General features: G+C 59.6%; 24 protein-coding genes. 16 read left to right on the top strand and 8 right to left on the bottom strand.

The window, feature by feature from the left end; translation table 11 throughout:
* Positions 1–301: 301 nt before the first annotated feature.
* The 10 genes from BM438_RS01005 (at position 302) to BM438_RS01055 (ending at position 14,003) form a co-directional block, all read left to right on the top strand.
* Positions 302–1,972: an aromatic/alkene/methane monooxygenase hydroxylase/oxygenase subunit alpha gene (locus BM438_RS01005; RefSeq protein WP_093632506.1), complete on the top strand. Its 1,671-nt coding sequence runs from the start codon at positions 302–304 to the stop codon at positions 1,970–1,972.
* A 74-nt stretch (positions 1,973–2,046) separates the two neighbouring features.
* The gene (locus BM438_RS01010; RefSeq protein WP_093632763.1) at positions 2,047–3,129 is read left to right on the top strand and encodes an NADH:ubiquinone reductase (Na(+)-transporting) subunit F; all 1,083 of its coding nucleotides are present in this window, start codon (positions 2,047–2,049) and stop codon (positions 3,127–3,129) included.
* A 62-nt stretch (positions 3,130–3,191) separates the two neighbouring features.
* Complete coding sequence (locus BM438_RS01015) at positions 3,192–4,277, top strand: aromatic/alkene monooxygenase hydroxylase subunit beta (RefSeq protein ID WP_093632507.1); 1,086 nt, start codon at positions 3,192–3,194, stop codon at positions 4,275–4,277.
* Between the two features lie 70 nt (positions 4,278–4,347).
* Positions 4,348–4,701 (top strand): MmoB/DmpM family protein, encoded by a 354-nt coding sequence (locus BM438_RS01020; protein ID WP_093632508.1) that lies wholly within the window; start codon positions 4,348–4,350, stop codon positions 4,699–4,701.
* Positions 4,702–4,782: 81 nt separating this feature from the next.
* A complete protein-coding gene (locus BM438_RS01025; protein ID WP_093632509.1) occupies positions 4,783–5,808 on the top strand; it encodes an amidohydrolase family protein in 1,026 nt (341 codons plus the stop codon).
* On the top strand, positions 5,805–6,644 hold the full coding sequence (locus tag BM438_RS01030; RefSeq protein ID WP_244179207.1) for a metal-sulfur cluster assembly factor: 840 nt from the start codon (positions 5,805–5,807) through the stop codon (positions 6,642–6,644). Before BM438_RS01025 ends, BM438_RS01030 begins: the two co-directional genes overlap by 4 nt.
* 68 nt (positions 6,645–6,712) lie before the next feature.
* Positions 6,713–8,350 (top strand): molecular chaperone GroEL, encoded by a 1,638-nt coding sequence (gene groEL / locus BM438_RS01035; protein ID WP_093632510.1) that lies wholly within the window; start codon positions 6,713–6,715, stop codon positions 8,348–8,350.
* A gap of 361 nt (positions 8,351–8,711) precedes the next feature.
* Complete coding sequence (locus BM438_RS01045; protein WP_093632512.1) at positions 8,712–10,031, top strand: Nramp family divalent metal transporter; 1,320 nt, start codon at positions 8,712–8,714, stop codon at positions 10,029–10,031.
* 154 nt (positions 10,032–10,185) lie between these two features.
* Positions 10,186–12,198, top strand: a complete 2,013-nt coding sequence (locus BM438_RS01050; protein ID WP_341865724.1) for a sigma-54-dependent Fis family transcriptional regulator — start codon at positions 10,186–10,188, stop codon at positions 12,196–12,198.
* 242 nt (positions 12,199–12,440) lie between these two features.
* The gene (locus BM438_RS01055) at positions 12,441–14,003 is read left to right on the top strand and encodes a methyl-accepting chemotaxis protein (protein WP_244179208.1); all 1,563 of its coding nucleotides are present in this window, start codon (positions 12,441–12,443) and stop codon (positions 14,001–14,003) included.
* A 54-nt stretch (positions 14,004–14,057) separates the two neighbouring features.
* Here the strand turns inward: BM438_RS01055 and BM438_RS01060 are convergent, their stop codons facing one another.
* The 5 genes from BM438_RS01060 to BM438_RS01080 form a co-directional block, all read right to left on the bottom strand.
* Complete coding sequence (locus BM438_RS01060) at positions 14,058–14,798, bottom strand: COG4705 family protein (protein ID WP_093632514.1); 741 nt, start codon at positions 14,796–14,798, stop codon at positions 14,058–14,060.
* Positions 14,799–15,057: 259 nt separating this feature from the next.
* The gene (locus tag BM438_RS01065) at positions 15,058–15,705 is read right to left on the bottom strand and encodes a glutathione S-transferase family protein (protein ID WP_208620592.1); all 648 of its coding nucleotides are present in this window, start codon (positions 15,703–15,705) and stop codon (positions 15,058–15,060) included.
* Between the two features lie 4 nt (positions 15,706–15,709).
* On the bottom strand, positions 15,710–16,045 hold the full coding sequence (locus BM438_RS01070) for an NIPSNAP family protein (protein ID WP_093632515.1): 336 nt from the start codon (positions 16,043–16,045) through the stop codon (positions 15,710–15,712).
* A 119-nt stretch (positions 16,046–16,164) separates the two neighbouring features.
* Positions 16,165–17,262, bottom strand: a complete 1,098-nt coding sequence (locus tag BM438_RS01075; RefSeq protein ID WP_093632516.1) for an alkene reductase — start codon at positions 17,260–17,262, stop codon at positions 16,165–16,167.
* Positions 17,263–17,328: 66 nt separating this feature from the next.
* Entirely contained in the window at positions 17,329–18,075 is a 747-nt protein-coding gene (locus tag BM438_RS01080) for an SDR family NAD(P)-dependent oxidoreductase (RefSeq protein WP_093632517.1), read from the bottom strand.
* Between the two features lie 181 nt (positions 18,076–18,256).
* Here BM438_RS01080 and BM438_RS01085 point away from each other — a divergent pair, with 181 nt between their 5' ends.
* On the top strand, positions 18,257–19,180 hold the full coding sequence (locus tag BM438_RS01085; RefSeq protein ID WP_093632518.1) for a LysR family transcriptional regulator: 924 nt from the start codon (positions 18,257–18,259) through the stop codon (positions 19,178–19,180).
* Positions 19,181–19,401: 221 nt separating this feature from the next.
* On the opposite strand, the gene BM438_RS01090 is transcribed toward BM438_RS01085, so the two are convergent.
* Positions 19,402–20,142, bottom strand: coding sequence for an SDR family NAD(P)-dependent oxidoreductase (locus BM438_RS01090; protein ID WP_093632519.1), 741 nt, complete (start codon positions 20,140–20,142; stop codon positions 19,402–19,404).
* Positions 20,143–20,417: 275 nt separating this feature from the next.
* Between BM438_RS01090 and BM438_RS01095 the strand changes: the two genes are divergently transcribed.
* On the top strand, positions 20,418–20,888 hold the full coding sequence (locus tag BM438_RS01095; RefSeq protein WP_093632520.1) for a MaoC family dehydratase: 471 nt from the start codon (positions 20,418–20,420) through the stop codon (positions 20,886–20,888).
* A 20-nt stretch (positions 20,889–20,908) separates the two neighbouring features.
* Complete coding sequence (locus BM438_RS01100) at positions 20,909–21,790, top strand: NAD(P)-dependent oxidoreductase (RefSeq protein ID WP_093632521.1); 882 nt, start codon at positions 20,909–20,911, stop codon at positions 21,788–21,790.
* 10 nt (positions 21,791–21,800) lie between these two features.
* On the opposite strand, the gene BM438_RS01105 is transcribed toward BM438_RS01100, so the two are convergent.
* Positions 21,801–22,394, bottom strand: coding sequence for a TetR/AcrR family transcriptional regulator (locus BM438_RS01105; RefSeq protein WP_093632522.1), 594 nt, complete (start codon positions 22,392–22,394; stop codon positions 21,801–21,803).
* 98 nt (positions 22,395–22,492) lie between these two features.
* On the opposite strand from BM438_RS01105, the gene BM438_RS01110 reads away from it, so the two are divergent.
* Together BM438_RS01110 and BM438_RS01115 are read left to right on the top strand one after the other, a co-directional pair.
* Positions 22,493–23,461, top strand: a complete 969-nt coding sequence (locus BM438_RS01110) for a quinone oxidoreductase family protein (protein ID WP_093632523.1) — start codon at positions 22,493–22,495, stop codon at positions 23,459–23,461.
* A gap of 85 nt (positions 23,462–23,546) precedes the next feature.
* Positions 23,547–24,278, top strand: coding sequence for an SDR family oxidoreductase (locus BM438_RS01115; protein WP_093632524.1), 732 nt, complete (start codon positions 23,547–23,549; stop codon positions 24,276–24,278).
* Between the two features lie 65 nt (positions 24,279–24,343).
* On the opposite strand, the gene BM438_RS01120 is transcribed toward BM438_RS01115, so the two are convergent.
* Positions 24,344–24,646: a hypothetical protein gene (locus BM438_RS01120; protein ID WP_244179209.1), complete on the bottom strand. Its 303-nt coding sequence runs from the start codon at positions 24,644–24,646 to the stop codon at positions 24,344–24,346.
* A 69-nt stretch (positions 24,647–24,715) separates the two neighbouring features.
* Between BM438_RS01120 and BM438_RS01125 the strand changes: the two genes are divergently transcribed.
* The gene (locus BM438_RS01125; RefSeq protein WP_093632525.1) at positions 24,716–24,961 is read left to right on the top strand and encodes a hypothetical protein; all 246 of its coding nucleotides are present in this window, start codon (positions 24,716–24,718) and stop codon (positions 24,959–24,961) included.
* The last annotated feature ends 46 nt before the right edge of the window (positions 24,962–25,007 follow it).

Consider the following 25,007-nt stretch of genomic DNA (forward strand, 5'->3'; position numbering starts at 1 on the left):
AAAGACCTGTTTGCACGGCTCAGCCTCATCAACGCTGAGCCAACGTTGCCTGGCACGCTTGTCGCTCTATTAGGGCAAGTCACAAGGAAAGCGTTGCAGTCCCGAAGCGCAAAACAGAAATGGCAGGAGACACGTTCATGAAGAACGAATCTGGACATACGTCCTTCAGCATTGCTCCCGCCAATCTTCGCTAGCGCGTGCGACTACACCCGCGTTGTTGACTCTGGCCGCGGCACTGGCCAGCCCTGCCCCGAAGCGTCGCCGTACGACGGTTATCGTGAAATGGAACAAGGAGAGCCCAATGTCTGATGGATTAACGCTAAACAAGATCACCTCGCAGCGAGGGATCAGTATCGGCGAGGCGGCCCGTCGCGTCGCCGATCTCGGCTGGACACCCAGTTACGTCCAGGAAGCGATGACCTTCCCGACTGACTACAAGATCAGCAAGGCGCCGCGTGACCCGATGAAGCAGGTGCTGCGCTCCTATTTTCCGATGCAGGAGGAAAAGGATAACCGTGTCTATGGCGCGCTCGACGCGGCGTTGCGCGGCGACATGTTCCGCAATGTCGAGCCGCGCTGGGTCGAGTGGATGAAGCTGTTCCTTGCGATCATCCCGTTCCCGGAAATCTCGGCGGCACGTTCGATGGCGATGCTTGGACGGCTCGCGCCCGGCGAAGAGCTGCGAACCGGCTTCACGATGCAGATGGTCGACGAGTTCCGGCACTCGACGATCCAGATGAATCTGAAGAAGTGGTACATGGAGAACTATATCGACCCAGCCGGATTCGATATTACCGAGGCGGCATTCGGCAAATGCTACGCCACCACCATCGGCCGTCAGTTTGCAGAAGGCTTCCTCACCGGCGATGCAGTCACCGCGGCCAACGTGTTTCTGCAGGTGGTCGCTGAAACGGCGTTTACCAATACGCTGTTCGTCGCCATGCCGTCGGAAGCGGCACGCAACGGCGACTATGCGCTGCCGACGGTGTTTCTTTCGGTGCAGTCCGATGAAAGCCGGCACATCGGCAACGGCCATTCGCTGGTGATGTCGATCATCAACGACCCGGACAACCACCTGCTGCTCGAGCGCGACCTGCGCTACGCCTTCTGGCAAAACCACGCGATCGTCGATGCGGCAATCGGTACGTTCATCGAATACGGCACCGCGGATCGCGACAAGAACAAGGAATCGTATGCCGAGCTGTGGCACCGGTGGATCTATGAGGATTACTACCGTACCTACATGCTTCCGCTGGAAAAGTACGGTATCAAGATCCATCACGACGATGTCGCCGCCGCCTGGGATCGCATCGTCAAACAGAACTATGTCCACAAGGTCGCGCAGTTCTTTGCCGTGGGCTGGCCGGTCAACTTCTGGCGCATCGAAGCGCAGACCGAAAAAGACTTTGAGTGGTTCGAGCACAAGTACCCGGGCTGGTACGCCGAATTCGGCGACTTCTGGAAGTGGTACGCGAAAAAGAGCGTGCCCGGCGAGACCAACATGCTGTTCGACCAGGAGAACGGCTATGTGTATCCGCACCGCTGCTGGAGCTGTCTGGTGCCTTGCCTGATCCGTGAAGACTTCGTGGTCGACGAGGTCGATGGTCAGCTCTACACGTACTGCTCTGAATTGTGCCGCTGGACTCACAAGGTGGCGTTCGCCTCGGAATACGAGGGGCGGCCGACTCCGGCAATGGGCCGCTTCAGCGGACGCCGCGAATGGGAGGAGTGCTACCACGGCTGGGATCTGGCCGATTGCATCAAGGATCTCGGTTTCGTGCGCAGTGACGGCAAGACACTGGTGCCTCAACCGCACCTGCGTTTCGACGACAGGAACATGTGGACGCTCGACGATGTTCGCGGCCACACGATCCAGAGCCCGATCGTTCTGCTGCGCAACATGACACCGGAACAGCGCGAGAAGCACATCGCCGAATATCGCGCCGGTTTCAAGATCAATCCGGTGAACTGACGAGGTCATGTCGTCCGGCGGCAGCGGCGCGGCTGCCCCGGACGAACGAGAAGCGCGAGGTGGGCGACATGGACATGAGTGACACGCAAGAGAAGAGGGCCGACATGCCGGATGCAGAAGAGGACAAGGTACTTCATACCGTGCGATTCGAACCGGTCGGCGTGGAGATGACGGTTGAGGAAGGCGAGACCGTGCTCGATGCCGCTTTTCGCCAGGGTATCTCGGTGATGCACGGTTGCAAGGAGGGGCAGTGCAGCAGTTGCAAGTCTTTGCTGATCGAGGGCGATGTCGAAATGAAGAAGTATTCGACCTTCGCTTTGCCTGACTACGAGCGCGAAACCAATCACATCCTGTTGTGCAGGACACTCGCCTTCAGCGATCTGACGGTCGAACTGCTGAACTACGACGAAGACCTCATGCGCCGTTCGATAGCCGTGAGTGAATACGACGCAACGCTAACGAAGATCACCGCACTGACGCATGACATCAGGCTGCTGGAGGTGGAGTTGTCCCGGCCGCTGCGCTTCTGGGCGGGTCAGTATGTGGACCTGACGATTCCGGGCCTCGGCATTACCCGATCGTTCTCGATGGCGAGCACGCCAAACGGCGAGAGAAAGCTCGAATTCATCATCAAGAAGTATCCGAACGGCGCCTTCTCGTCGCAACTGGACGGCGGTCTGAAGCCGGGCGACAGGCTGGTGGCGAAGGGACCGTACGGCACGTGTTTCCGGCGTGAGGACCAACCGGGGCCGCTGGTGCTGGTAGGCGGAGGGTCGGGGATGTCGCCGCTGTGGTCGATCCTCAACGATCACGTGCAAAGCGGCGAAGAACGACCGATTCGTTTCTTCTACGGCGCTCGCAGCCGTCGCGATCTGTTCTATCTCGACGATTTCGCGGAACTGGAGGATCGGCTGCCTGATTTCCGCTTTATTCCGGCGCTTTCCGACGCCGAGCCGGGCGATGACTGGACCGGCGCGACCGGCTTCATTCACGAAGTGCTAGGCCGTGCATTGCGTGAGGAATCGCTGGACGGTGAGATCGACGCGTATACATGCGGTCCGACGCCGATGATCGACGCAGTGATGCCGGTCCTGCAGATGGCGGGCGTTGCGCCCGAGCGGCTCTATTTCGACAAGTTTACCCAGGCTATTCGCTGACGGAAGCCAAGGCATCGCGCCAGATCGAAAGTCCGATAACCGAAAGAGGAAGGAGGAGCAACATGAGCACGTCGCTACAGGAAGTCGCACCGACGAAGTCAGGCGCAGCCGGCGCGGCCCAGTTTGCGGGCTCGGAGAGCCGCAAGTACAACTACTTCGAACCGAAGGGACGCAAGGCGACCCACTACGAGGACATGACCGTCGACGTCCAGCCGGACCCGAAGCGCTATCTGCTTCAGGACTGGATTCTCGCGTTCGCAGATGGTACGCCGACCTATTCGGAAACCTGGACGGCAGTGAAAAGCACGGACTGGCATAAATTCCGCGCGGTCGACGAGGAGTGGGAACGCACGCACTACCAGCGTCAGTCGACGATCGTCGGCATGATCACGGGCGCCGTCAACAACGCGCGGCGCTCGGGCGCGGTGAAGCGCTTCGATAAGACCTGGGTCAAGGTGCTGGAGCAGCATCTTGGCGCGTACAAACATGCGGAGTTCGGTCTCGGCACCGCCGCCATGCACGCTCAGCGCTACGGCTACACGCAGATGATCAATAGCGCGATCCTGACCAACGCCTCCTACAAGCTGCGCTTCGCTCAGGACCTGACGCTCTACCTGGGTGAGATCGCACTAGACCTGGCGAATATGGATCTTGATGCCGGCAAGGAGCATTGGCTGAACGATCCTATCTGGCAGGAAACGCGTCGCGCGGTCGAGGCTATCGGCGGCGCCACCGACTTCCTCGAAAAGTACTTTGCGGTGAATGTCGTGTTCGAGCCGATGGTGGCGGACCTGTTCCGCAGCGGTTTCATCATGCAGGTCGCCGCTTCGCAGAACGACTTCCTGACGCCCACGGTCGTGTCCGCAGCGGAGGGGGACTACGAGCGCAATCTGGCCAATGCCGTTGAACTGTTTCACATGCTGGCCAACGATCCGAGGCACGGCGAGGCCAATCGGAAGCTGTTCGGCGAGTGGCTGGAGAAGCACGGTGCGCTTGCTGCTTCGGCCGCGAAGCACCTGCAGCCGATCTGGTCGATTCCGCATGTGAAGACGGCGCAGTTCAATGACTGCCTGAGCAGCTCGATCGAGCGGGCGGAGATGATCGCCAGAGAGATTGGCGTCCACTTTCCGCTGACACTCCAGGCCTGACGGGTTGCTTGCCCAGTTGATCTGACCGGGCAAGCTAACCGCACAACCCAACCGCGAAGAGGAGTACGCAATGTCAGTGCACAACGACAACATTTTCAAGTCGATGAAAGATGTTCGCTTCGAACAGACCATTTCCCATCAGTGCGGCGTCACGATGAACGACAGCGTCGAGGCTCGTGCTATCGCCGAATTGATGACCCATAAGCCCGGCATCACGGTGACCTATCTGCCCGCCATGATCCGGATCGATGGGCAGGGCAAGATCGAATTCAAAATGGGCGAGATCAGCGAAGCACTAGGCCGGGAGATGACCCCGCATCTGTTCGAGATATCCACCTCGACTCACTATGGGCGGATGGTGATGGTCGATGACGAGACCGTCGTGCTGTTCGGCAACATGGACGACGCGATGGCCTACGAGTGATCGTGCAGCCCGCTATCTGATGAGGCGTCCGGCCACTCTGACGGGTGGCCGCCTCTCGCAACAACCACGGAGACACATGCCATGTATCGAACCACGGACGGTGAAGACATTTTCATCATCGACGGACACGTCCATCTATGGGACGGCAGCAAGGCCAACTTGAAGAACGTGCATGGCCAGCAGTTCATCGATTGCTTTTACGCGTATCACTCGAACCTGAGTCCCAAGGAGTATTTGTGGCCGAAGGAGAAGTTCGACAACTACGGCCCGGAAGTCATGTATGACGACCTGTTTGTCAAAGGTTACGACGACATGGCAATCTGCCAGCCGACTTACCTGACGGACTTTTACAAGAACGGATTCAACACGACTGAGAAAAATTATGAGCTGAAGAAAAAGCATCCGCACCGTTTCATCGTCAACGGCGCGTTCGACCCGCGCGACGGCGAGGCCGGACTCGACTATCTGGACGAGCTGTCCGAGACGTATGGGATCAAGGGCGTCAAGCTCTACACGGCGGAGTGGCGCGGTGACAGCAAGGGCTACAAGCTGTCGGACCCGAGCGTGCAGAAGTACCTCGAGCGTTGCGAGAAGCTGGGCATCAAGAATATCCACGTCCATAAGGGGCCGACGATCCTGCCGCTGAATCGCGACGCTTTTGACGTTGCCGATGTCGACGATGTGGCGACCAGCTTCCAGAACCTGAACTTCATTGTTGAGCACTGCGGCCTGCCGCGTCTGGACGATTTCTGCTGGATCGCGACCCAGGAGACGAACGTCTACGGCGGTCTTGCGGTGGTGTTGCCGTTCATTCACACGCGTCCGGAGTACTTCGCGCATGTGATTTCGGAGCTGCTGTTCTGGATCGGCGAAGACAAGATCCTTTACGGCAGCGACTACGGTATCTGGTCGCCCAAGTGGCTGATCGAGAAGTTCATGGCTTTCGAATTGCCGGAGTCCGTCAGCAAGGAAACCGGCGTGCAACTGTCGCTGACGGCGAAAAAGAAGATTCTCGGGCTCAACGCGGCGCGGTTGTACGGTATTGACGTCGAGGCGCAGAAGAAGTTGCTGAAGGATGTCCGGCAACCGGCTGCGGTCGGGGCATGAATACCATGGCCGCCACGAGCGCGAAAGCTGCAACGGCCGCCGTCGATCGGGCCGCCGAGGTGTGGGCGCAACTCGCATCGGTCGCCGATCCCGAACTCGACGAATCGGTGACCGAGCTGGGTTTCGTCACCCGCGTGGAGGTGGACGCCGGCGGCGGCGTGCAGATTGGCTTCCGGCTGCCGACGTACTGGTGCGCCGCCAACTTCGCCTTCCTGATGGCCGACGACATGCGCATTGCTGTCGCGGGCTTACCGTGGGTGACGAAGGTGACGATCGGAGTCGGCGAACATATGTACGCCGACGAGATCAACCGCGGCGTGGCGGCCGGGCGGTCATTCCAGGACACCTTCGGCGCTGAGGCCAGCGGTGAACTCGAGGACATCCGCCGGACCTTCATGGTCAAGGCTTTTCAGCGGCGACAGGAAGCGCTCCTGACGTCGCTGCTCGAACGGGGCCTTGAACCTGCGCGGCTCGTGCGCATGAGCGTGGCGGAACTCGCTGGTTTGCCTGATGATTCCGCAAGCCGGCGACTCGTGGAACGCTACCTGGCGCGGCGCTTCGTCGTCAGAGGCTGTGCCATTGACGCTGCGCAGGCCGACGAAGCAGCTTTCGTCGACAGTCACGGTGCGTTGCTCGATGCGGACGGGCTTGGCGCCTACTTGCGCGCCTTACGGCGGGTCGGCGTCAATGCGGAATTCAACAGTGCGTTGTGTCGCGGCTTGCTGGCGGCGCGGTACGGCGAGGCGGACGCAGCCGCAGCCGCTCCGCAAGTCGAGATCAAGCCTGTGCATTTCGTGCCGCTCGGCGATTGGAAGAGCGCTGTCAGGCTCGCGTAATTCGGCAACACCGCGGAATCGGTTTGAAATGTAGCAATCCAGAATATTCCAACAGGAGGAGATGAATCATGCCGAATATCATGCTGCACGACGACGAGGCCCGCATGGCGCTCGGCCGCGGTGTCGCCAAACTGGCCAAAGCGGTAAGAGGCACGCTCGGGCCTCGCGGAATGAATGCGATCATCGACCGTCCGATTGGCACGCCGATCATCTCGCGCGATGGTGTGAGCATCGCCAACGAGATCGAGCTGGAAGATCCGTTCGAAAATATCGGCGCGCAGGTGGTGCGCGAAGTCTCGAAGCAGACCAATGAAGTCGCCGGCGACGGCACCACCACGGCCACCGTGCTGGCCGATGCATTGGTCCAGGAGGGTCTCACCAGTCTCGCGGACGGCGCCAACCCCGTTGAACTGGTTCAGGGGCTGGAGATCGCGGTAGACGAGGTGATCGCGGCGCTCAGGCGGGCAGCGACACCGTTGCGCGGGAGCGAAGAGGTGCGCGCCGTGGCGGTGGTCGCCGCCAATGACGAGGTCACCGGCGCGATGGTGGCCGAAGCGCTCGAGCGGGTGGGGCCGGATGGCATCGTCGATGTCGAGTACGGCACGACGGTCGAAACCCGTCTTGAAGTGGTGGATGGGATGGCGTTCGATCGCGGCTACCTCTCTCACCATATGGTCACGGACATCGAACGAATGCAGGTGGTGCTCGACAATCCGCTCATTCTGATGACCGATCAGCGGCTACAGTCGGCAGAGGAAGTGGCGGCGCTACAGGCGCTTGCCGCACACAGCAAACGCCCGCTGCTGATCATTGCGGAGGAGGTCGCCCCCGCCTGTGTCATGGCCCTGCTGGCGTGGCGGGACAATGGCGGGGTGCCGGTGGCGGCGATTCATCCGCCGGAGTACGGGCATTGGCGCAAGGCCATGCTCGAGGATATCGCTATCGTCACAGGCGGGCGGGTGATCGCCCGTGATCTGGGCGGCAAGCTCGAAACCACGGAACTGCGCGATCTTGGCAGCGCACGGCAGGTGCGCATCTCGTCTAACCAGACCATCATTACCGCTGGCGGCGGCGATCCGGCTGCTGTTGCCGCACGCCGTCAGCAGGTCGCGCGTCAGTATGAGATGGCCCCGGAGAATGTCGAACGCGACAAATTTCAGGTGCGCCTCGCCAAGCTGTCCGGCGGTACCGCGATGATCCTCGCCGGCGGCGCCACGCCGGTCGAACAGAAGCGCCGGCTTCACCTGATCGAGGATGCAATCAATGCGGCACGCGCGGCGATTGCCGAGGGCATCGTGCCAGGCGGCGGGATGGCGCTGCTGCGCGTGTCCGCGGAACTCGAAGGCGTGATTGCGCGGACCCACGGCAGTGTGCAACAGGGTGCCAGATTGCTGCAGCGCGTGCTGACGAAACCGCTCTATCACATCGCGACCAATTGCGGCCTTGACGGCGCGGCGATCGTGTCCGAGGCGGTGCGTGCGAAACCGGGCGTGGGTCTCGACGCCCGCACGGGCAAGTTCGTCAACCTGATGGAGGCGGGCATCATCGATCCGGTCAAGGTCAGTTATAGCGCGGTACGCAACGCTGCATCGGTCGCCGGTTTGATCCTGACCACCCAGACACTGGTTGCCAAAAAGCCGGACATGATCGATCCGACCGCTGGACCGGCGCTTGGCGCCGGCGCCGAATTGCTCGGCCGGAAATAGTGCCCCTACAACCGGTCTTCGGGTCGAGGACCGGCAAAAAAACGGCCGCTGTCGGCGTGTTTCGGGCGGCCATCAATAGACACGGAGACAACGATGGGTATTGGCGCGGCTCCCCGATTCAATGTCGTCGCGACGACGGCTCGGTACCTCGGTGCACGGTCCCCGATTCGCCTGCTCAAGCTCGCGTCAGGGTGGACAATCACACTCTGCGGTACATTGATTATTATGTCCGATATGGGCACGGCGGCCGCTCCGCTGTTGCGAGGCATAGTCGGTGCAATCAGCAGTGCGATGCCGTGAATGCCATGCCTGCCCGGTAAATCGGGCACTCCTGTCATTTTCGTGAGCAAGGAGCCACAGCTTGGACGATCGCGTTCGTAAGGCAGCCAGACCGGCGACGAGAACCGAGCGCACAACGCTTGCGGTAAGAGAGGTATTGGATGGCCGCCGCCGCGGCGCGCTGATGCTTCTGCCGTTTGCAGGACCGGCAGTGGTGGTCTCTGTTGCCTATATGGATCCGGGCAACTTTGCGACGAATATTCAGGCGGGCGCCAGATACGGTTACGCGTTGCTCTGGGTGGTGCTGTTGGCAAACCTTGTGGCGATGCTGTTTCAGGCGCTCTCGGCGAAGCTCGGCATCGTCACGGGGCGAAACCTCGCGGAGCTATGTCGCGAACGGTTTCCGAAACCCGTCTTGCTGATCATGTGGGGTGTAAGCGAAATTGCCGCGATGGCAACCGATCTGGCCGAATTTCTCGGCGGCGCGATCGGACTCTCGTTACTGTTTCATATGCCCTTGCTCGCCGGTATGGCGGTCACGGCGGTAGTGACTTACGGCCTGCTGTTGTTCGAGAGCGCCGGTTTCCGTCCTCTTGAACTGGCGATCGGAGCGCTCGTCGGCATCATTGGGTTGTCCTACCTTGCCGAATTGTTCATCACGCCGATCGCGTGGCCGAGTGTTCTGGCCCATACGTTTTCCCCTCAATTGCCCGACGCGAATGCGCTCACGATTGCGGTCGGAATCGTGGGTGCAACGGTGATGCCGCACGCGCTTTTCCTGCACTCCGGACTAACGCAACGGCGAGCACCCGCGAGAACGGAGCGCGAGCGGGAAAAGTTGCTGAAATTCTCGAATATCGAGGTCGTCATTGCATTGGCCATCGCCGGTCTCATCAATATGGCGATGGTAATCATGGCCGCAGGTGCATTTCATCACGGGCATCCCGAGGTGGCGGAGATCGAAACGGCCTATCACACGCTGGCGCCGCTATTAGGCATTGGGGCGGCAGGGATTTTTCTGTTGTCGCTGATCGCTTCGGGCATATCGAGTTCCGTGGTCGGCACGATGGCGGGTCAGATGATCATGCAAGGCTTCGTGGGTTTTCGCATTCCGTTATGGTTGCGCCGGGCCGTCACGATGGTGCCGAGTTTCGTCGTGGTGGCGCTTGGGGTCAATGCGACCCAGGCGCTCGTCCTCAGTCAGGTTGTATTAAGCCTCGCGTTGCCGCTGCCGATGGCCGCGTTGCTATGGTTCACCTGCCGCGAGGACGTGATGGGCATCTACAGAAATCGCGCGTTCATCGCGGTGATCGCCACACTGGCGGCATTCGTGGTCTTATTGTTCAATGTCGTGCTGATACTGCAAACGTTCGGCGTTGCGATTCCTGGCTTGCCAGCCTGAATGGATCGCGATGCAGGCATATACTAATCAGCGATCGCGTCGCTGGGTTTGACTGGCAGTCGAGCAAAAAAGCACGCCGCGACATATTTGCGAGTCACGCCGAAGCCAGCCGCAGAGCAGGTTCCGAGCTGACCCATCGCATAGGAGGAGAGTTGTGACGAGACAGCAGCTCAGCACCATGTCGGGTCTTGGCAATCAGGCCGCTCTGCGCCGGGTAGTGGCTAACGCGCAGCGTGCGAACGACCGTCACTCAGACCGGGTCACGATGCTCGCATGGGAGCGTTTTCTCGCGGGCGAGCCGTCCACGTCCGCGCCTTCGGCGCTGATCGACTCCTGGCGACGCAGTCTGCAATCCGGGGTCAATCCCACTGCGGGATCGGCACCGTTCGCGGTTCACGGCGACGCAGTCGAGGCGCTGCGCTGGCGGCACCGGGAGTTGCTGGCGGCGTCTGATCGTCTTTTCACGGTGACCGCAGATCTCTTTGCGGATTCGCATTCGATCCTGCTGCTCACCAATCAGGATGGTGTGATTCTCAAGGCCGCAGGAGACTTGCGTACCTTGGCGGCCGGCGAAAAAATTCATTTGACGATGGGTGGCGACTGGCGTGAAGGCCAGGCCGGCACCAACGGCATCGGCACCACGCTCGCCACCGGCCAGCCCAGCTATATCCACGGCTCCGAGCACTTCTGCGAAGGGATCAAGTCGTGGAGTTGCGCGGCGGCGCCGATTTGCGAACCTGGCACCGGCAAGATTCTCGGCGTGCTCGACATTTCCGGGCCGCCTTCCACCTATCAGATCAACAACCTCACCTTGGCGGTAACGGCCGCGCGTCAGATTGAAATGGTGCTGGCCGAACAGGCGGCTCGCGAGCATATGCGCCTGCTGGCGTTCTGTCTGCAGCGCCTGTCGTCATCCGATGCCACCGGGATGATCGCGATCGATCGGGCCGGGCGGCTTGTGCATACCACCGGCAGGGTGCCATTGCCGGTCAGCATCGGAGAACGCTTCCCCGGTATGGATGAGACTTCCGCGGTGGAGGACTGGGCGCAACATCTGCCCAAAGGTTTGCATGCCGACTGGCTCAATCCGGTTGTGGTCGATGGCAACACGATCGGTGCCATGCTCGTTGTTCCTGTGCGATCGCAGCCCATCAACGCCCGGATCGCCGAGCGCAGTGGCGAGGCCGATCCGCAGCGCAGCTGCTTCGCGCAGATCCAGGGACAAAGTGCAGCAATGCTGGCCGCCATCAACCGCGGTCGTCAGCTTGCCCGCAGGCGTGTTCCGGTTCTGATCGAGGGCGAAACCGGGGTCGGCAAGGAACTCTTCGCGCGCGCCATCCATGGCGAAGAAGGAGGAGGTGGGCCTTTCGTCGCGTACAACTGCGGAGCCGCGTCGAAAGAACTGATCGCCAGCGAGTTGTTCGGCCACGTGCGTGGTGCCTTTACGGGCGCGACTGCCGAAGGGCGGCCCGGCCGATTCGAACTGGCTCACGGCGGCACGCTATGTCTCGACGAAATCGGAGAGATGCCGCTCGAACTTCAACCGGTCCTGTTGCGCGCCCTGGAGGAGGGCGTCATTTACCGGCTAGGGGACACTCAGCCGCGGCGCGTCGACGTGCGCCTGCTGGCAATGACCAATCGCAATCTGCGCGAAGAGGTCGACTCGGGACACTTCCGACGTGATCTCTACTACCGCATCAGCGTGACGCGTATCCGCATTCCGCCGCTGCGCGAACGGGACATCGATATCGATCTCCTCGTCGCGTTTTTCAACCGGCGACTCGCGCAACGCCACGCGGTGCCCGAGCGGCGACTAAGCGACGACATCATGACGGTGCTACGCGCTTATTCATGGCCCGGTAATGTCAGGGAGATGCGCAACGTCATCGAAAATCTGCTCCTGACGTCCAACGAAGAGGCGGTGACGCTCGACGAGCTGCCTGCTGAACTGCTCGACGAAACCGGTACCGCCGGCGTTGTACTGCCTGCGCACAAGCAATCGGGCAGTCTGGAGGAAACGGAGCGCTTGGCCATCGTCCGGGCAGTGCAGGATGCGCATGGCAATCTCGCCCAGGCGGCCCGCTCATTGGGTGTCTCGCGCAGCACGCTATATCGCAAGCTGGAACTCTATCAACTGGACGCCATTGCCAAACCGGCTGGCGAATGAGCGCTTGCCGCAGACCTGCTGCCGATTGAATTGCCCCGGAATTGCCGCGGGAATCGTGGAGGCGGGTTGGTTTAAGTTGATAGCGGCACAGCAGCGCCAGCTCGTGCGCAACACATAACTTTTATCTATCGGGCCTTTTGATTAATTTGATGCCGGCAACGCTGAATAATCGTCCGCGGTGAGCCGTTATACACGGATGCTCTCGGGATCCACCGCGCGCAATCGCAGGAAACGCAAAAATAATGAAAAACATGACGATTGTTCGCTGGCTCGCTATGACACTCGGTGGCGCGTTGCTCGCGCTGGCGGTGGTTAGCGGCTACGGATTAATGCAACTTCGCGCGTCCTATCAGCGTATCGAAGGGCTGGAGACGCGCACGGTGCCGAGCCTGAAATCGATATCGGCCGCGCTTGATAACGTTGCCGCAATGCGGCTTGCCGTTTACCGCTATGTGGTCGACGGCGTCGACGATGCCAGCCGCTCGGGCATGAAACGGGAAATTGCCGAATCAGACCGTCAGTTTGACGACGTGATTGCTCGCGCGTTGGCTCACGAAGTCTCCGACGACGCCGATCGAAAACTGTTCGAAGCGGATCGTACCCGCATGACCGCGTATCGCGACGCCCGTCAAGCGTTCTTCGAGAAGATGCAGGTGGGCGAGCGCGATGGCGCCCTCGCAATGCTTCACGACGGCGGCGCCGTTCATAACGCTGCGCTGGCGCTGAACGATGGGTTGCACGAGCATCTGAGCGAGGACATCGCTCGCGGTAACCTCGTGCGCGAAGAAAACGCGAATGCGTACCGATTTGCATTCGGCCTGATGCTCGCCGTTGCAGGCGCGGCACTCGTGGTGACCGGGGTGCTGGGGAGCCGCCTCTATGCGCTTATCAGCCTGGGTATGCGTCAGATGCAGGAAACGCTTCAGCGGGTCAGCCAGTCACTGGATCTTTCGCAGCGCGCAAGCGTTGTGCGAATGGACGAGATCGGTCACACGGCAACGGCATTGAACAGCCTGCTTGAGCAGATGGCCGGCGTTGTCGCCGAGGTGCGTTCATCGAGCGATGCGGTCGGTGTGGCGTCGAAACAGATTGCCGCCGGCAACCTCGATTTGTCTTCGCGTACCGAACAGCAGGCCGCGTCGCTGCAACAAACGGCCAGCAATCTCGGCGAGCTCACGGCAACAGTGCAGCAAAACGCCGACGCCGCGCGGCAGGCCAACGCGCTTGCTATCAGCACGACGCGAATTTCTGATGAAGGAAATAGGGCGGTTGAACGGATGGTCGACACGATGAATGAAATCGCGTCGAGCTCCTCACGGATCGCGGAAATCATATCGATGATCGAAGGAGTCGCCTTCCAGACCAACATTCTCGCGCTGAATGCGGCGGTTGAGGCGGCGCGTGCGGGCGAACAAGGGCGGGGCTTCGCGGTTGTCGCGGCGGAGGTGCGCAGTCTTGCGCAACGTTCTTCGTCTGCAGCGAAGGAGATTAAGGATCTAATCGAGCAATCAGTAGCAACGATTCAAGCGGGCTCGCAACAGGCGCAAGAGGCGGGGCGCGCTACCGCAGAGGTGCAGCAGGCGATACGCCGGGTCGCAGGCATAGTCGAGGAGATCGCTGCGGCGTCGGATTTGCAGGGTCATGGCATCGAGGAAGTTAACGTTGCCATCGGTCAGATCGATCAGGTTACACAGCAGAATGCGGCGCTGGTCGAAGAGGCGGCGGCCGCTGCGCAATCGCTCGACGAACAGGCGACGCGCCTCGACGAGACTGTTTCCATCTTTAGAGTAAGCTCCCAAGTGTAATTTTGGCGTGTGCCATCCTGGCACCCACTGCCGATCCGGACGATGGCGGACGTGTTACGAATGCTCTTCGAGCTGGCGCCTGGTCGCGGATGAAGAAATGATGGCCGAAGCTGACAACAGGGCCGAGAGCGCAAACCCGCTTATTGCAGCACTTGGGATCAGCGAAAGAAAAAATGCCGACATGTCGCCGACATTGGTGCCCCACCATCTGATGGCGGCGACAGCCACCCAGTAGCTTGTGGCACCGAACTTCATTAGGCGTGCTCTCGCAATCAAGATCAGAAGCAGTACTAGCGTTGCGATTGACGCGGATATCGGGACGCCAATCCTGACTGAATTGAAGGAGTGGCCAATTGCGTCCGCAGTTACTGTTCCAAGGGTTCCCGCGATCAGCATGGTCAGCCAATAAAAGCCGTCTGTTTGCAATGCGCCCTTTGTTTGTTCGAGTGTCGATCGACGTCGTAGCATCACAATTCCGATGAAGATGACCACCAAGGTGGTAACAACGTCGAAGTAGGTGAGATGCGCATGGTCTATCGAATAGTCCGCAATATTGGTTGCTGCCGCTCGCACAAGGAGTATGGCGATCCAGTAAAAGGCTTCGCTGCCTTTGGCGCTTGCACGCTCAACAAGCACCAATATTGCAAACATAAGCGCTAGCACGATCAGGCCTTTGGCCGGTGCCAGCTTGAGGACGTCGGGAATGATGTCACCCAGGTTCGTTCCGCAGATGCTCGCAAGCATGATCGCCGCCCAGTATCTGGCGCTGACGTTTGGAGTGACCTTCAAACGCATAGAGATTTCCTGTTGATTGTTTGAGGAAGCGGCGACGATTTCGGCCGGCACGGGACCCGGTCAACCTTCAGTCCGCATCAAGTCGAAGCAGCATTGGCCTAAGGTCGTCGGACTGACTAATAGAACACGCTTAGGCGAGACGCGGCCAGCGGGCCGCGTTCAGCAATCCCATACTTGCCCAGCAGGACTTACCCAACACTGACAAAGTAAAAAGATTTTTCTACGGTCGAGTAGCCTTCCCGATGTCGCGATGTCGCGATCATGCACTCGAAGCTGGCCGGGACGAGATGCTTTCGTACCAGCGCCTAAACGATTGGTGAGATTCGGGAATTGGCATTTTCAGAGCATTTGCCGCGAAATCGACGGTAACGAGGGTCGTAATGTCTGCAGCTGAGAATTCGTCACCAGCGACAAACGGGGCACTATCGAGTCGTGCATTGAAATCTGCGAAGAAGTTCGACACGCGCTGCTTGCTACGCTCTACCAATGCAGGAATCTGCTCGTAATCGTGCGGCCCCGACAATGCTCGTCCCTTCAATCCGGGCAGAGCATTTCGGACCGCTTCCATGACCGGGGCGAAGCCATCCAGCTCCGCGCGTCGCTCCCACATGGTGACGAGTGCCTTGTCCTTGGATGTCGTACCAAGAAGCGGCTTGTGTGGATAGGCTTCCTCAAGATAGCGCCAGATAGCAAGCACTTCCGTGATAACTGTTCCATCGGCGAGTTGCAGCGCAGGAACCTGCATTCGTGGATTCACGGCCTTGAAGGCGTCTGAAAATTGCTCCCTGCTACCAAGATCAATCGCTCTTCGTGCAATTTCAATACCCTTCTCGGCGATAAAGACACGAACACGGCGAGCATTTGGTGAACCTTTGGATTCGTACAGGAGGGGCGTTTCGATTGGCATTTTGTTAATCCATTGTGACTGCGCGCGGTTGGAAGAAGGGAGCAGGCTTAAGGATCAGATTTTCCATATCGACAAGTGTGTCTTCCTCTAGGGCGACGCGCCGGTATGCTTGCCAGTCCGGATCTGCTTCCATGGCGTCGCGGCGTTGCTCGCGATCCGCCAAACTATCGTATTGCCAGAGATGAACAACCCGGCTAAGCGGTCCGATATGGGTCACAAAGAAACCATAGGGTTCACCAAGATATTTTCGCTGAAGCGGCAACGCCAGGCGCTCGTAGGTCTCCAGAAATCGGGCGAGCCGGTTCGGCTTGATGGTGTAAGTACGGTGATCGAAGATCATTCTCTAGTTCCAGGTGCTCTGGCCAATGTCACGCTCGGGTCGCTCTCGAGTTTCTGATCCAGGTGCGTCGGCCTCGCTGGCTGCGAGCTTACGAAAGCCGGCGCATCTGGTCTCCTTGGTCAATCTTTGGCCTCGTATATAGGGTAATCGGCGTATCCTTTTTTCCCACCGTAGTAAAACGTGTCGCGGTCGTAGGGATTGAGGAGGAGATCGCGCTTCATCCGCTCCGGAAGATCCGGATTTGCGAGGAAGTGCCTGCCGAACGCGACAAGGTCCGCGTCGGCCGCTCTGATGATTGCTTCAGCACCGGTTGCGTCAAACCCACCAGCGGCGATCACCGGACCACCGAATAGAGGTCGGAGTTGCCCGGCCGCCACGGGGCTCTGCGAATCGTCTGAGACGTTTCCCGTGACCCGCGGTTCGATGACATGAAGATAAGCCAAACCGTATGCCGATAGCGCTCGGGCAACGTAGGGGAAAGTCACTGCTGGCGAGCTGTCGCCCATGCCACCGAACTTATTGCTTGGTCCAATGCGAACACCGACGCGATCAGCGCCCCAGACGCTTGCCACGGCGTCGACAACTTCGAGGAGGAAGCGGGCGCGATTCTCTACAGAGCCACCGTATGCATCTGTACGTAAGTTGGAGTTGTCCTGAAGAAACTGGTCGATGAGATAGCCATTCGCGGCGTGTAGTTCCACACCGTCGAAACCGGCCTCCTTCGCTCGTCGGGCCGCTTGGCGATAGTCGTCAACAAGTCCCGGTATTTCGGAGAGTTCGATTGCTCTCGGGGCAGACGCGGCACTGGGGCCACTCGCTAGAAGCGCCCGAACTTCGGCATTGGTTACGGACGGCGCAATCGGCGCCTGGCCGTTTGGCTGAAGGTCGACATGCGATTGTCGCCCGACGTGCCAAAGTTGCAGGAAGATCCGTCCACCCTTCGCGTGCACTGCGTCGACAATTCTCTGCCATCCTGCCACCTGTTCGTCGGTATAGATTCCAGGTGATCCATAACCCCCATTCCCGGCTGGCGTGATGAAAGCAGCCTCCGCTATCAGAAGCCCTCCTTGAGATGCACGCTGTTCGTAGTATGTGACCATCAGGTCGCCCGGCACGTTACCGGGGACGCCCGCCCGCATTCTCGTGAGCGGCGCAAGCACCACACGGTGCGACAGTTCGATTGCGCCGATGCGGATCGGTGAGAAAAGCTTTGACATACAGGTTCCTGTAAATAACGTGGACAGCGGCGCTTTCCAGGCGCGTCAAAATCGAATCGACTATCTTCAACTCGCCGTCTTGCCGCCGTTTACTCTGATGATTTGTCCGGTGATAAAGGCTGCCTTGTCTGATGCGACAAAGACGACGGCATCGGCGATTTCCTCAGGCGTGGCGCCGCGTTTGAGCGGTACCGCGGAGTAGAACGCCGCGCGCTTGTCGGTTGAGCCAGTGAGGCGGTCCAGCATTGCTGTCTCGGTCGGTCCAGGCGCCACCGCATTCACGCGGACACCGTAAGCAGCGGCCTCGATCGCCGCGGACTTCGTGATCCCTTCGACAGCGTGCTTACTGCCCGCGTAGAGCGAGAGATTGGCGCCGCCGCGCTCTCCGAGCGTCGATGAGATGTTGATGACGTTCCCGCTGCCCTGCGGCTGCATGACGCGTAAAGCGTGTTTCAGTCCCCACAGCGTTCCCAGCACGTTGGTGTCGAACAAGGCTGTGTAGGCGTCGGCAGATACATCGGTAACGGGGCCTGGCTTGCCCTCGACACCCGCATTGTTGACGACGACGTCGAGCCGGCCGAAGCGCGTCATCGCCTTGTCCACCAGGGCACTCACGTCGTCTTCGCGACGTACGTCAGCAATAACGAACTCGGCCTCGGCACCGAGGCGGCGCAATTCCTCTTCCAACGTTTTGCCCTCGGCCGCCCTGCGACCAGAAACCACCACCCGTGCGCCGTCGTTCGCAAAAGCGAACGCCGCGGCTCGGCCGATTCCCGTCAGGGCGCCGGTAATTAAAACAACACGATTCGTCACGTTAAGTCCTTGGAGGTATGGGTTAGCCGTTGCTGCTCGGGTTCGCATGGCGTCACCCGGCTAAATTCGCGATCAATTCCGGGTTGAAACTCAAATTAGGCTTAAGCGTAGAATGTTTCGGCGGCCCGGAATAAGACTTTGTATATCTGGAGCCATATTCGGCAGGCATGGGGAGAGAGCAATGGAGCTTCGACATCTTCGCTACTTTGTCGCTGTTGCGGAGACGGGTAGCTTCACGACGGCGGCCGAACAGCGGCTGCATACGGCCCAGCCCTCCCTCAGCCGTCAGATCCGCGATCTTGAAGAGGAGGTGGGCGTTGATTTGCTGATACGCGGCGCCCGCGGAGTTGAATTGACAGCGGCAGGTCAGGCGTTCCTCGAGCACGCTCGTGGAACGTTAGCGCAAGCGCAATCCGCCATTGAAGCGGCTCGACGGGCGGCGCATCGTTTAAAGCCCGTATTCGCGCTTGGATTCCTTACTGGGCAGGAGATCGAGTGGTTGCCGGAGGCGATGCGGGTTCTCCGCGACGAACTCCCAAAAATTGAGGTTACGGTCTCCAGCCAATACTCGCCGTCGCTTCGCGATGCCCTGGTGAAAGGCGAGCTCGACCTCGCATTCATGCGGCCGGAGCCGAACGTGCCGGACCTGGAGTACCGGCTTGTTGTCAAGGAGCCATTGGTGGTGGTTTTGCCAAGTGATCACCCTCTCGCGGCTTGCGAAAAGATCGCTCTTCAGCAGTTCGTTGGCGAGACGTTCATCACCGTTTCGCACACTGCCCCTACTGTGCGGACCGTCATCGACGAGTTTGTCCTGCAATCAGGTCTGGACATTCGTGCAAGCTACGAAGTGGATAACCTCGCGATGGCGGTGTCAATGGTGGCATCGACACGCGGTCTCGCGTTGCTTCCGTGTTACGCGAGGAATTTCCTTCCCGCGTCGGTGACAAGCCGTCCACTTGATGTTAAACCGCCGACTATCGACCTGGTCATCGGCTATAGCAAGGCCAACACTTCGCCGATATTGAGTTTGTTTCTTTCCAGAATCGACCATCTACTCGCCCGCTGCAGATCGATAGCGGCCGAAAAACAAGCATCCGTAGCGTAGCTGCCACGAAGCAGCGACGCTCGGTCATACGCATTTTCGTTTGGTCTTGTAGTGGTGGCGATGACGGCTTCAGTTCCTCCTCTTCCAGCAAAAAGGATTTCGAGTCTCTCCATTTGCGGGATCTTTAACGGAGAGCCAACTGCGTTAGCTCATCAACTCTCCGTTGCGTCCGCTCGGACGTTGAGCTTCTTCAAATCCATACACCGAACGTGCCCACGGTTTCAGGCATTCATCCCACCATCAACCGTAAGATTCGTCCCAGTAACGTACGAGGCCTCCGGCCCGGCAACGAACGCTACCATTGCGGCAATCTCCTCAGCGCGACCATAGCGATCGAGCGCTGTGGCGGCCTTCTGCGGCACCGCCCAGTCGCCTGAGGCGGGATTCAGGTCTGTATCGATCGGTCCTGGCTGGACGTTGTTGACCGTAATCCCCCGGCCTCCCAACTCTCTGGACAGCGCCTGGGTGAACATCCTGACGGCCGCTTTCGTGGCTGCGTAGGGCACGAGCCCTGGCGCAATAGCACGCTCGCCCACCGCCGAACCGATCATGATGATGCGGCCACCATCATTCAGACGCTTCAGCGCAGCCTTGGTGGTAGCGAATACGCCGCGGATGTTGATGTCGATTACTCTATCCATCTCCTCCAGCGTCGTGTCTTCGAACGGTTTCGGAATGGCCGTGCCGGCATTGTTCACCAGCACATCCAGCCGGCCGAAGGTCGCAAAAGTTTTTTCGACCGCGGCTTCGACAGCTTTGACGTCAGCAGCGTCCGCCTGGATTGCAATAGCCTTTCCGCCATTGAGTTCGATCTCTTTGACCACTGCCGACGCCGCGCTTGCGTTCTTCGAGTATGTAAAGGCCACACTCGCTCCATCCGCGGCCAGACGTTTTGCGATTGCCGCACCGATGCCGCGTGAGCCACCGGTAACGAGTGCCACTTTTTTGGCTAATTCAGACATTTGATTTCCCAGGGTATGCGTGAGCGATTCACCGCGTCACAGAATCAGAAAATAGATTTGCAGTACAAACGTTCGATCTATGGTGCTGCAACGATTGTAGGTTTCCGTGACGGGTGCGACAAAGACCTTATAAGCAAGGGCGGCATGCGTTTTGGGCATAGCAGGGGAGGACATGCTTGCATGCTCCTCGTTCCGATTTCTTGCTTGACAAAGTAACAGACCTGTCCGTAATATAAAAATTAGTTACAGGTCAGTAACTTTATTGTGAGCAGGTCATGGATCAGTTGAACAAGCAGCGCTATCTGGAAGATTTTGCAGTGGGGCAGACGTTCGGCTCTGGGCGGCTGCGCATCGACAAGGAGCGGGTGCTCGCGTTCGCTGCCGAGTTCGATCCGCAGCCCTTCCATCTCGATGAGGCGGCGGCGCGCCACTCGATTTTCGGTGGTCTGGCCGCCAGCGGTTGGCACACCGCCGCCGTGACGATGCGGTTGATGATCGAGACCGAACTCAAGCCGGCTGGCGGCTTCATTGGCGCCGGCCTCGACGAGTGCCGCTGGCCCCGGCCCGTGCGCCCCGGTGACGAGTTGCGGGTCGAGTGCGAGGTGATCGAGGTGCGACCGTCAAAGTCTCGTCCGGAGCAGGGCCTGATCAAGCTCCGAACGACCACGCTGAACCAGGACGACGAGCCCGTGCTCGTGCATGTCGTGAACATGGTCGTGCCGCGCCGGACACACCATTCGTCTTGATACCGGAAGGCGGGATATTCATGGACATCGGTTTCATTGGCTTAGGCATCATGGGACAGCCCATGGCGCTCAATCTGGCCCGCGCAGGAACACAACTCATTGTCTGGAATCGCTCTGCTGACAGATGCGAATCTTTGCGAGCCGCGGGCGCAACCGTCGCGACGAGTCCTGCCGAAATATTTAAACGAAGCCGCGTGGTATTCCTGATGCTGGTCGATGGCGACGCAATCGACGCTGTCCTCGGTCGCGGTACATCGCAGTTCGGCGCGAACGTTGCGCACCACGCGATCGTCCATATGGGGACGACCTCGCCCGACTACTCGCGCGGACTCGACACCGACATTCGCAAAGCCGGCGGCAGCTACGTGGAAGCGCCCGTCTCGGGCTCGCGCAAGCCCGCCGAAGCGGGGCAGCTCCTGGCGATGCTGGCAGGCGAAGACGCGGCCATCGAAAGCGTCCGCCTTCTGCTCGAGCCAATGTGCCAGCAGACGATGATGTGCGGCCCGGTTCCGAACGGGCTTCTCATGAAGCTCGCGGTCAACCTGTTTCTAATGACCACGGTCACCGGCCTTGCGGAAGCGGCGCATTTTGCGGAACGATATGGCCTCGACATGCAGCAGTTCCGCACTATCGTCGACGCTGGTCAGATGGCGAGCGGCATCTCGCGCGTAAAAATACACAAGCTGGTGACACGCGATTTCGAAGAAGTGCAGGCGTCGATCGTCAATGTGCTGGAGAACAATCGCTTGATTGCGGATGCAGCCAGAGCAGGCGGAGTCGCGTCACCGCTATTGGATGTCTGCTACGCGCTATTCGGCGAGACCCTGGCGTTGGGGCACGGGCAATCCGACATGGCGGCCGTCGTCCACGCATTCGAGGCAAGAACCGATTCCAGCAAGTAATCGCGTTCGACTAGGCCAACAGCTTCGTGGCGGCATCAATGAGGTCGCCCTTCAGATTGCCCGACTCCGCTATCGAACCAGTGACATACGCGCCGTTGATGACCAGCGCTATCTGAGACGCGGTGCGGTTGGGATCACTAACGCCCAGCTTGGCGACGATCGCTGCGAGCCTCGCCTGCATTTCCTCTTTGTTGTCTCGAGCGATAACCCGGCCAGGATGCTTGTCGTCAGGAAACTCTGCCATCAGATTAAGAAAGGGGCAGCCACGAAAGGCGGGGTGCGCAATCCGTTTCGCGATTCCAGATAGCAGTGCCTCCAACAAAGCGCGCGGGTCATCGGCGTGCTTCTTTTCAACGTCATCCCACCACGCCCAGAACAACCGATCTTTCTCGGCGGCGAAAGCGCAGATCAAAGCGTCCTTGGAGTCGAATACCCGATAGAGGCTCGTCTTCGACACCCCGGATTGCTCGACGACCGTGTCGACGCCGATGGCACGTATGCCCTCGCGGTAAAACAGATCGCTTGCCGTCGCGAGGATCTTCTCTCGCGCGCTCACTTCGCCCTTGGGCGGGGCTCCCCGCCGGGGTCGGGCTCCTGCCTTCATATCCGCAAACTCCTTTGATTCAGATTTTCTGATTGACAAAGTAACAGATGGGTACCTAGTATGAAAGTTACAGGTCTGTTACTTTATAGGATATACCCATGCGTGTGATCGAAGCGGAAACCTTTTCGGGCTATGACGGGTTGCGGCAGATTGAATTGCCCAAGCCGCAACCGGCGAAGGGCAGGGTGCTGGTTCGTGTGACGGCTGCCGGTGTCACTCCCCTCGACTACACGCTCCTGTCGGGTGGACACCCTCGAGCCAAGGCGCCGCTTGTGCTCGGCAATGAGGGCGCCGGTGTCATCGAGGACGCAGGCGACTCCGGGTTCGCGGCGGGAAGCCGCGTGATGTTCACCGGGCCCTACGGCGTTGGCGAGAACGGTACATGGCAGGAATGGCTGCTGGTGAGACCGGAACATCTGGCGCTGTCTGACGCGATCGGCGACGTCGTCGCGGCCAGCATTCCGGTGGCTTATCTGACCGCACAGATCAGCCTCACAGACGCCGGGTTCAAGCCGGGCATGACAGTGCTGGCGCCGGGAATCGGCGGGTCGGTCGGCAACGCGACCTATCAGCTCGCACGGGCGCAGGGCGCCGGCAAGGTGATCTCCACGGCTGGCAGCGCGGCGAAAGCCGCAAGAGCGCGCGAGCTTGGCTTGGAGGACGTGATTGACCTCACCGAGGAAGGTCTCGCTGACGGCGTTCGTCGAATAACGGCCGGCAAGGGCGTCGATATTGTCATCGAGAGCATTGGCGGCGCTGTGACGAGTGAGGCGTTGAGCAGCCTGGGGCACGGCGGTGTCCTGATCACGTTGGGCTACTCCGCTGGCCGCAAAACCACGATCGATGTCACGGACCTCATCTGGAAGCGCGCGCGGATGGCCGGCTTCTCGCTGTTCGCCCAGTCACCGGCCGCGATCGCCGCTGCGTGGCAGCACATCATTCCGTTAGTCGTAAGCGGATCAGTCAAGCCGATCGTCGAGCGGGTCTACCCGCTCGCTGAAGCGCGTGAAGCCTTGCGTCACCTGATAGAGGATCGGCCGTTTGGCAAAGTCATTTTGACGATGTGACCGACATGACGTCCGGTGATTTTTTGGCAACTGGCCGTCAGCCCAGAGGTGCCAACCGGTATTCGCAATCAACGGAGTAGTTGCTATGGATAAGTTGCAGGGAAAGGTGGCTGTCATCACCGGCGGCTCGTCAGGCATAGGCCTCGCCGCCGCGAAGCTCTTTGTCGCCGAGGGCGCCTACGTCTTCATTACCGGCCGTCGCCAGAGGGAGCTTGACGAAGCCGTGAGGGCCATCGGGGGCAATGTGACCGGCATCCGTGGAGACGTCGCCAATCTGGATGATCTTGATCGTCTTTATAAGAGCGTCAACGCGACAGGGCGAAGAATCGACATCGTCTTCGCCAACGCTGGCATCGCTGAGTTCGCCACGTTGGACGATATTACTGAAGCGCATTTCGACAAACTGTTCAATACCAACGTGAAGGGCGTGCTCTTCACCGTCCAAAAGGCTCTGCCGCTCTTGAACAACGGTGCATCGATCATTCTCACGGGCTCCGTCGCGAGCGCCAAGGGGACGCATGCCTTCTGGGTATACGGCGCGACCAAGGCCGCTATCCGCAATTTCGTACGAGGATGGACTGTGGAGTTGAAGGACCGTGGCATCCGTTCAAACGTACTGAGTCCGGGGCCAATTGATACGCCGATCATTGGTCAGCAGCCTGCGGACGCTATTGCGAGGATTTTATCTACCATCCCGATGGGACGCATGGGGCAAGCCGACGAAGTTGCCAAAGCGGCTTTGTTTCTCGCTTCAGACGATTCGAGTTTCGTCACGGGCATCGAACTCTTCGTCGACGGGGGGAGAGCGCAGATCTGAGCGTCGTTTGTTAGCGGAACGCAAGGGAACTATGGGCAACAAAAACCCCCGTGAAGCGCTAAGGCTTAACGGGGTGCTTTGTTTCTCTTGAAGAGGGGGCGCCAGGAAAGGACTCGAATGGTTGGCGTAAGTATGTGAAGAGCCGACTGCTTCGCCAACTGCACCTCCGAGAGCCGACTTCCCGGCGGGAGCACGCCTTCCACGATCGCTTCCCGCTCAGCAGGCACCGCCAGGGCGTCGCTGAGCGAGTCGCTGGATGCATCGACCGTGCGCATCCGCGCGTGATATTTGCGGCCGATGGCATCGAGCACTTGGTCCAGCCCTTCGACGGTTTCTCCCGCCGGCGTGCCTTTCGTTGCAGCGGCCATTGACATTCTGTTATTCGGTGAATACCCTGTATACAATAACTATAAAATAATCATATAGCAGGAGACAACTTGGATAACACATCTTTGCCGCACCCGGTCTCGATCGACCGGGCCGGCTCGGTTCTGACTTTCACACTCAATCATGCCGGCACCGGCGATGCAGTCATCGGGTCGCGGTCGGCGCAATGGCATGGTGAAGCGACCATGCTGGCAGCGCGCGTCTTGCGCATTCCGTATTCGGCGACGCATCTTGCACACATGGCGAACGCGCCGCCAACAACCCAGAACCTATTCACCGCGAAGTCTCGCGCCTGATCAAGTTAAAGCGCTGTCGCTGTGAATGCCGCGGCGGTTGATATGC

The sequence above is a fragment of the Paraburkholderia aspalathi genome, assembly GCF_900116445.1.
GTDB lineage: Bacteria > Pseudomonadota > Gammaproteobacteria > Burkholderiales > Burkholderiaceae > Paraburkholderia > Paraburkholderia aspalathi.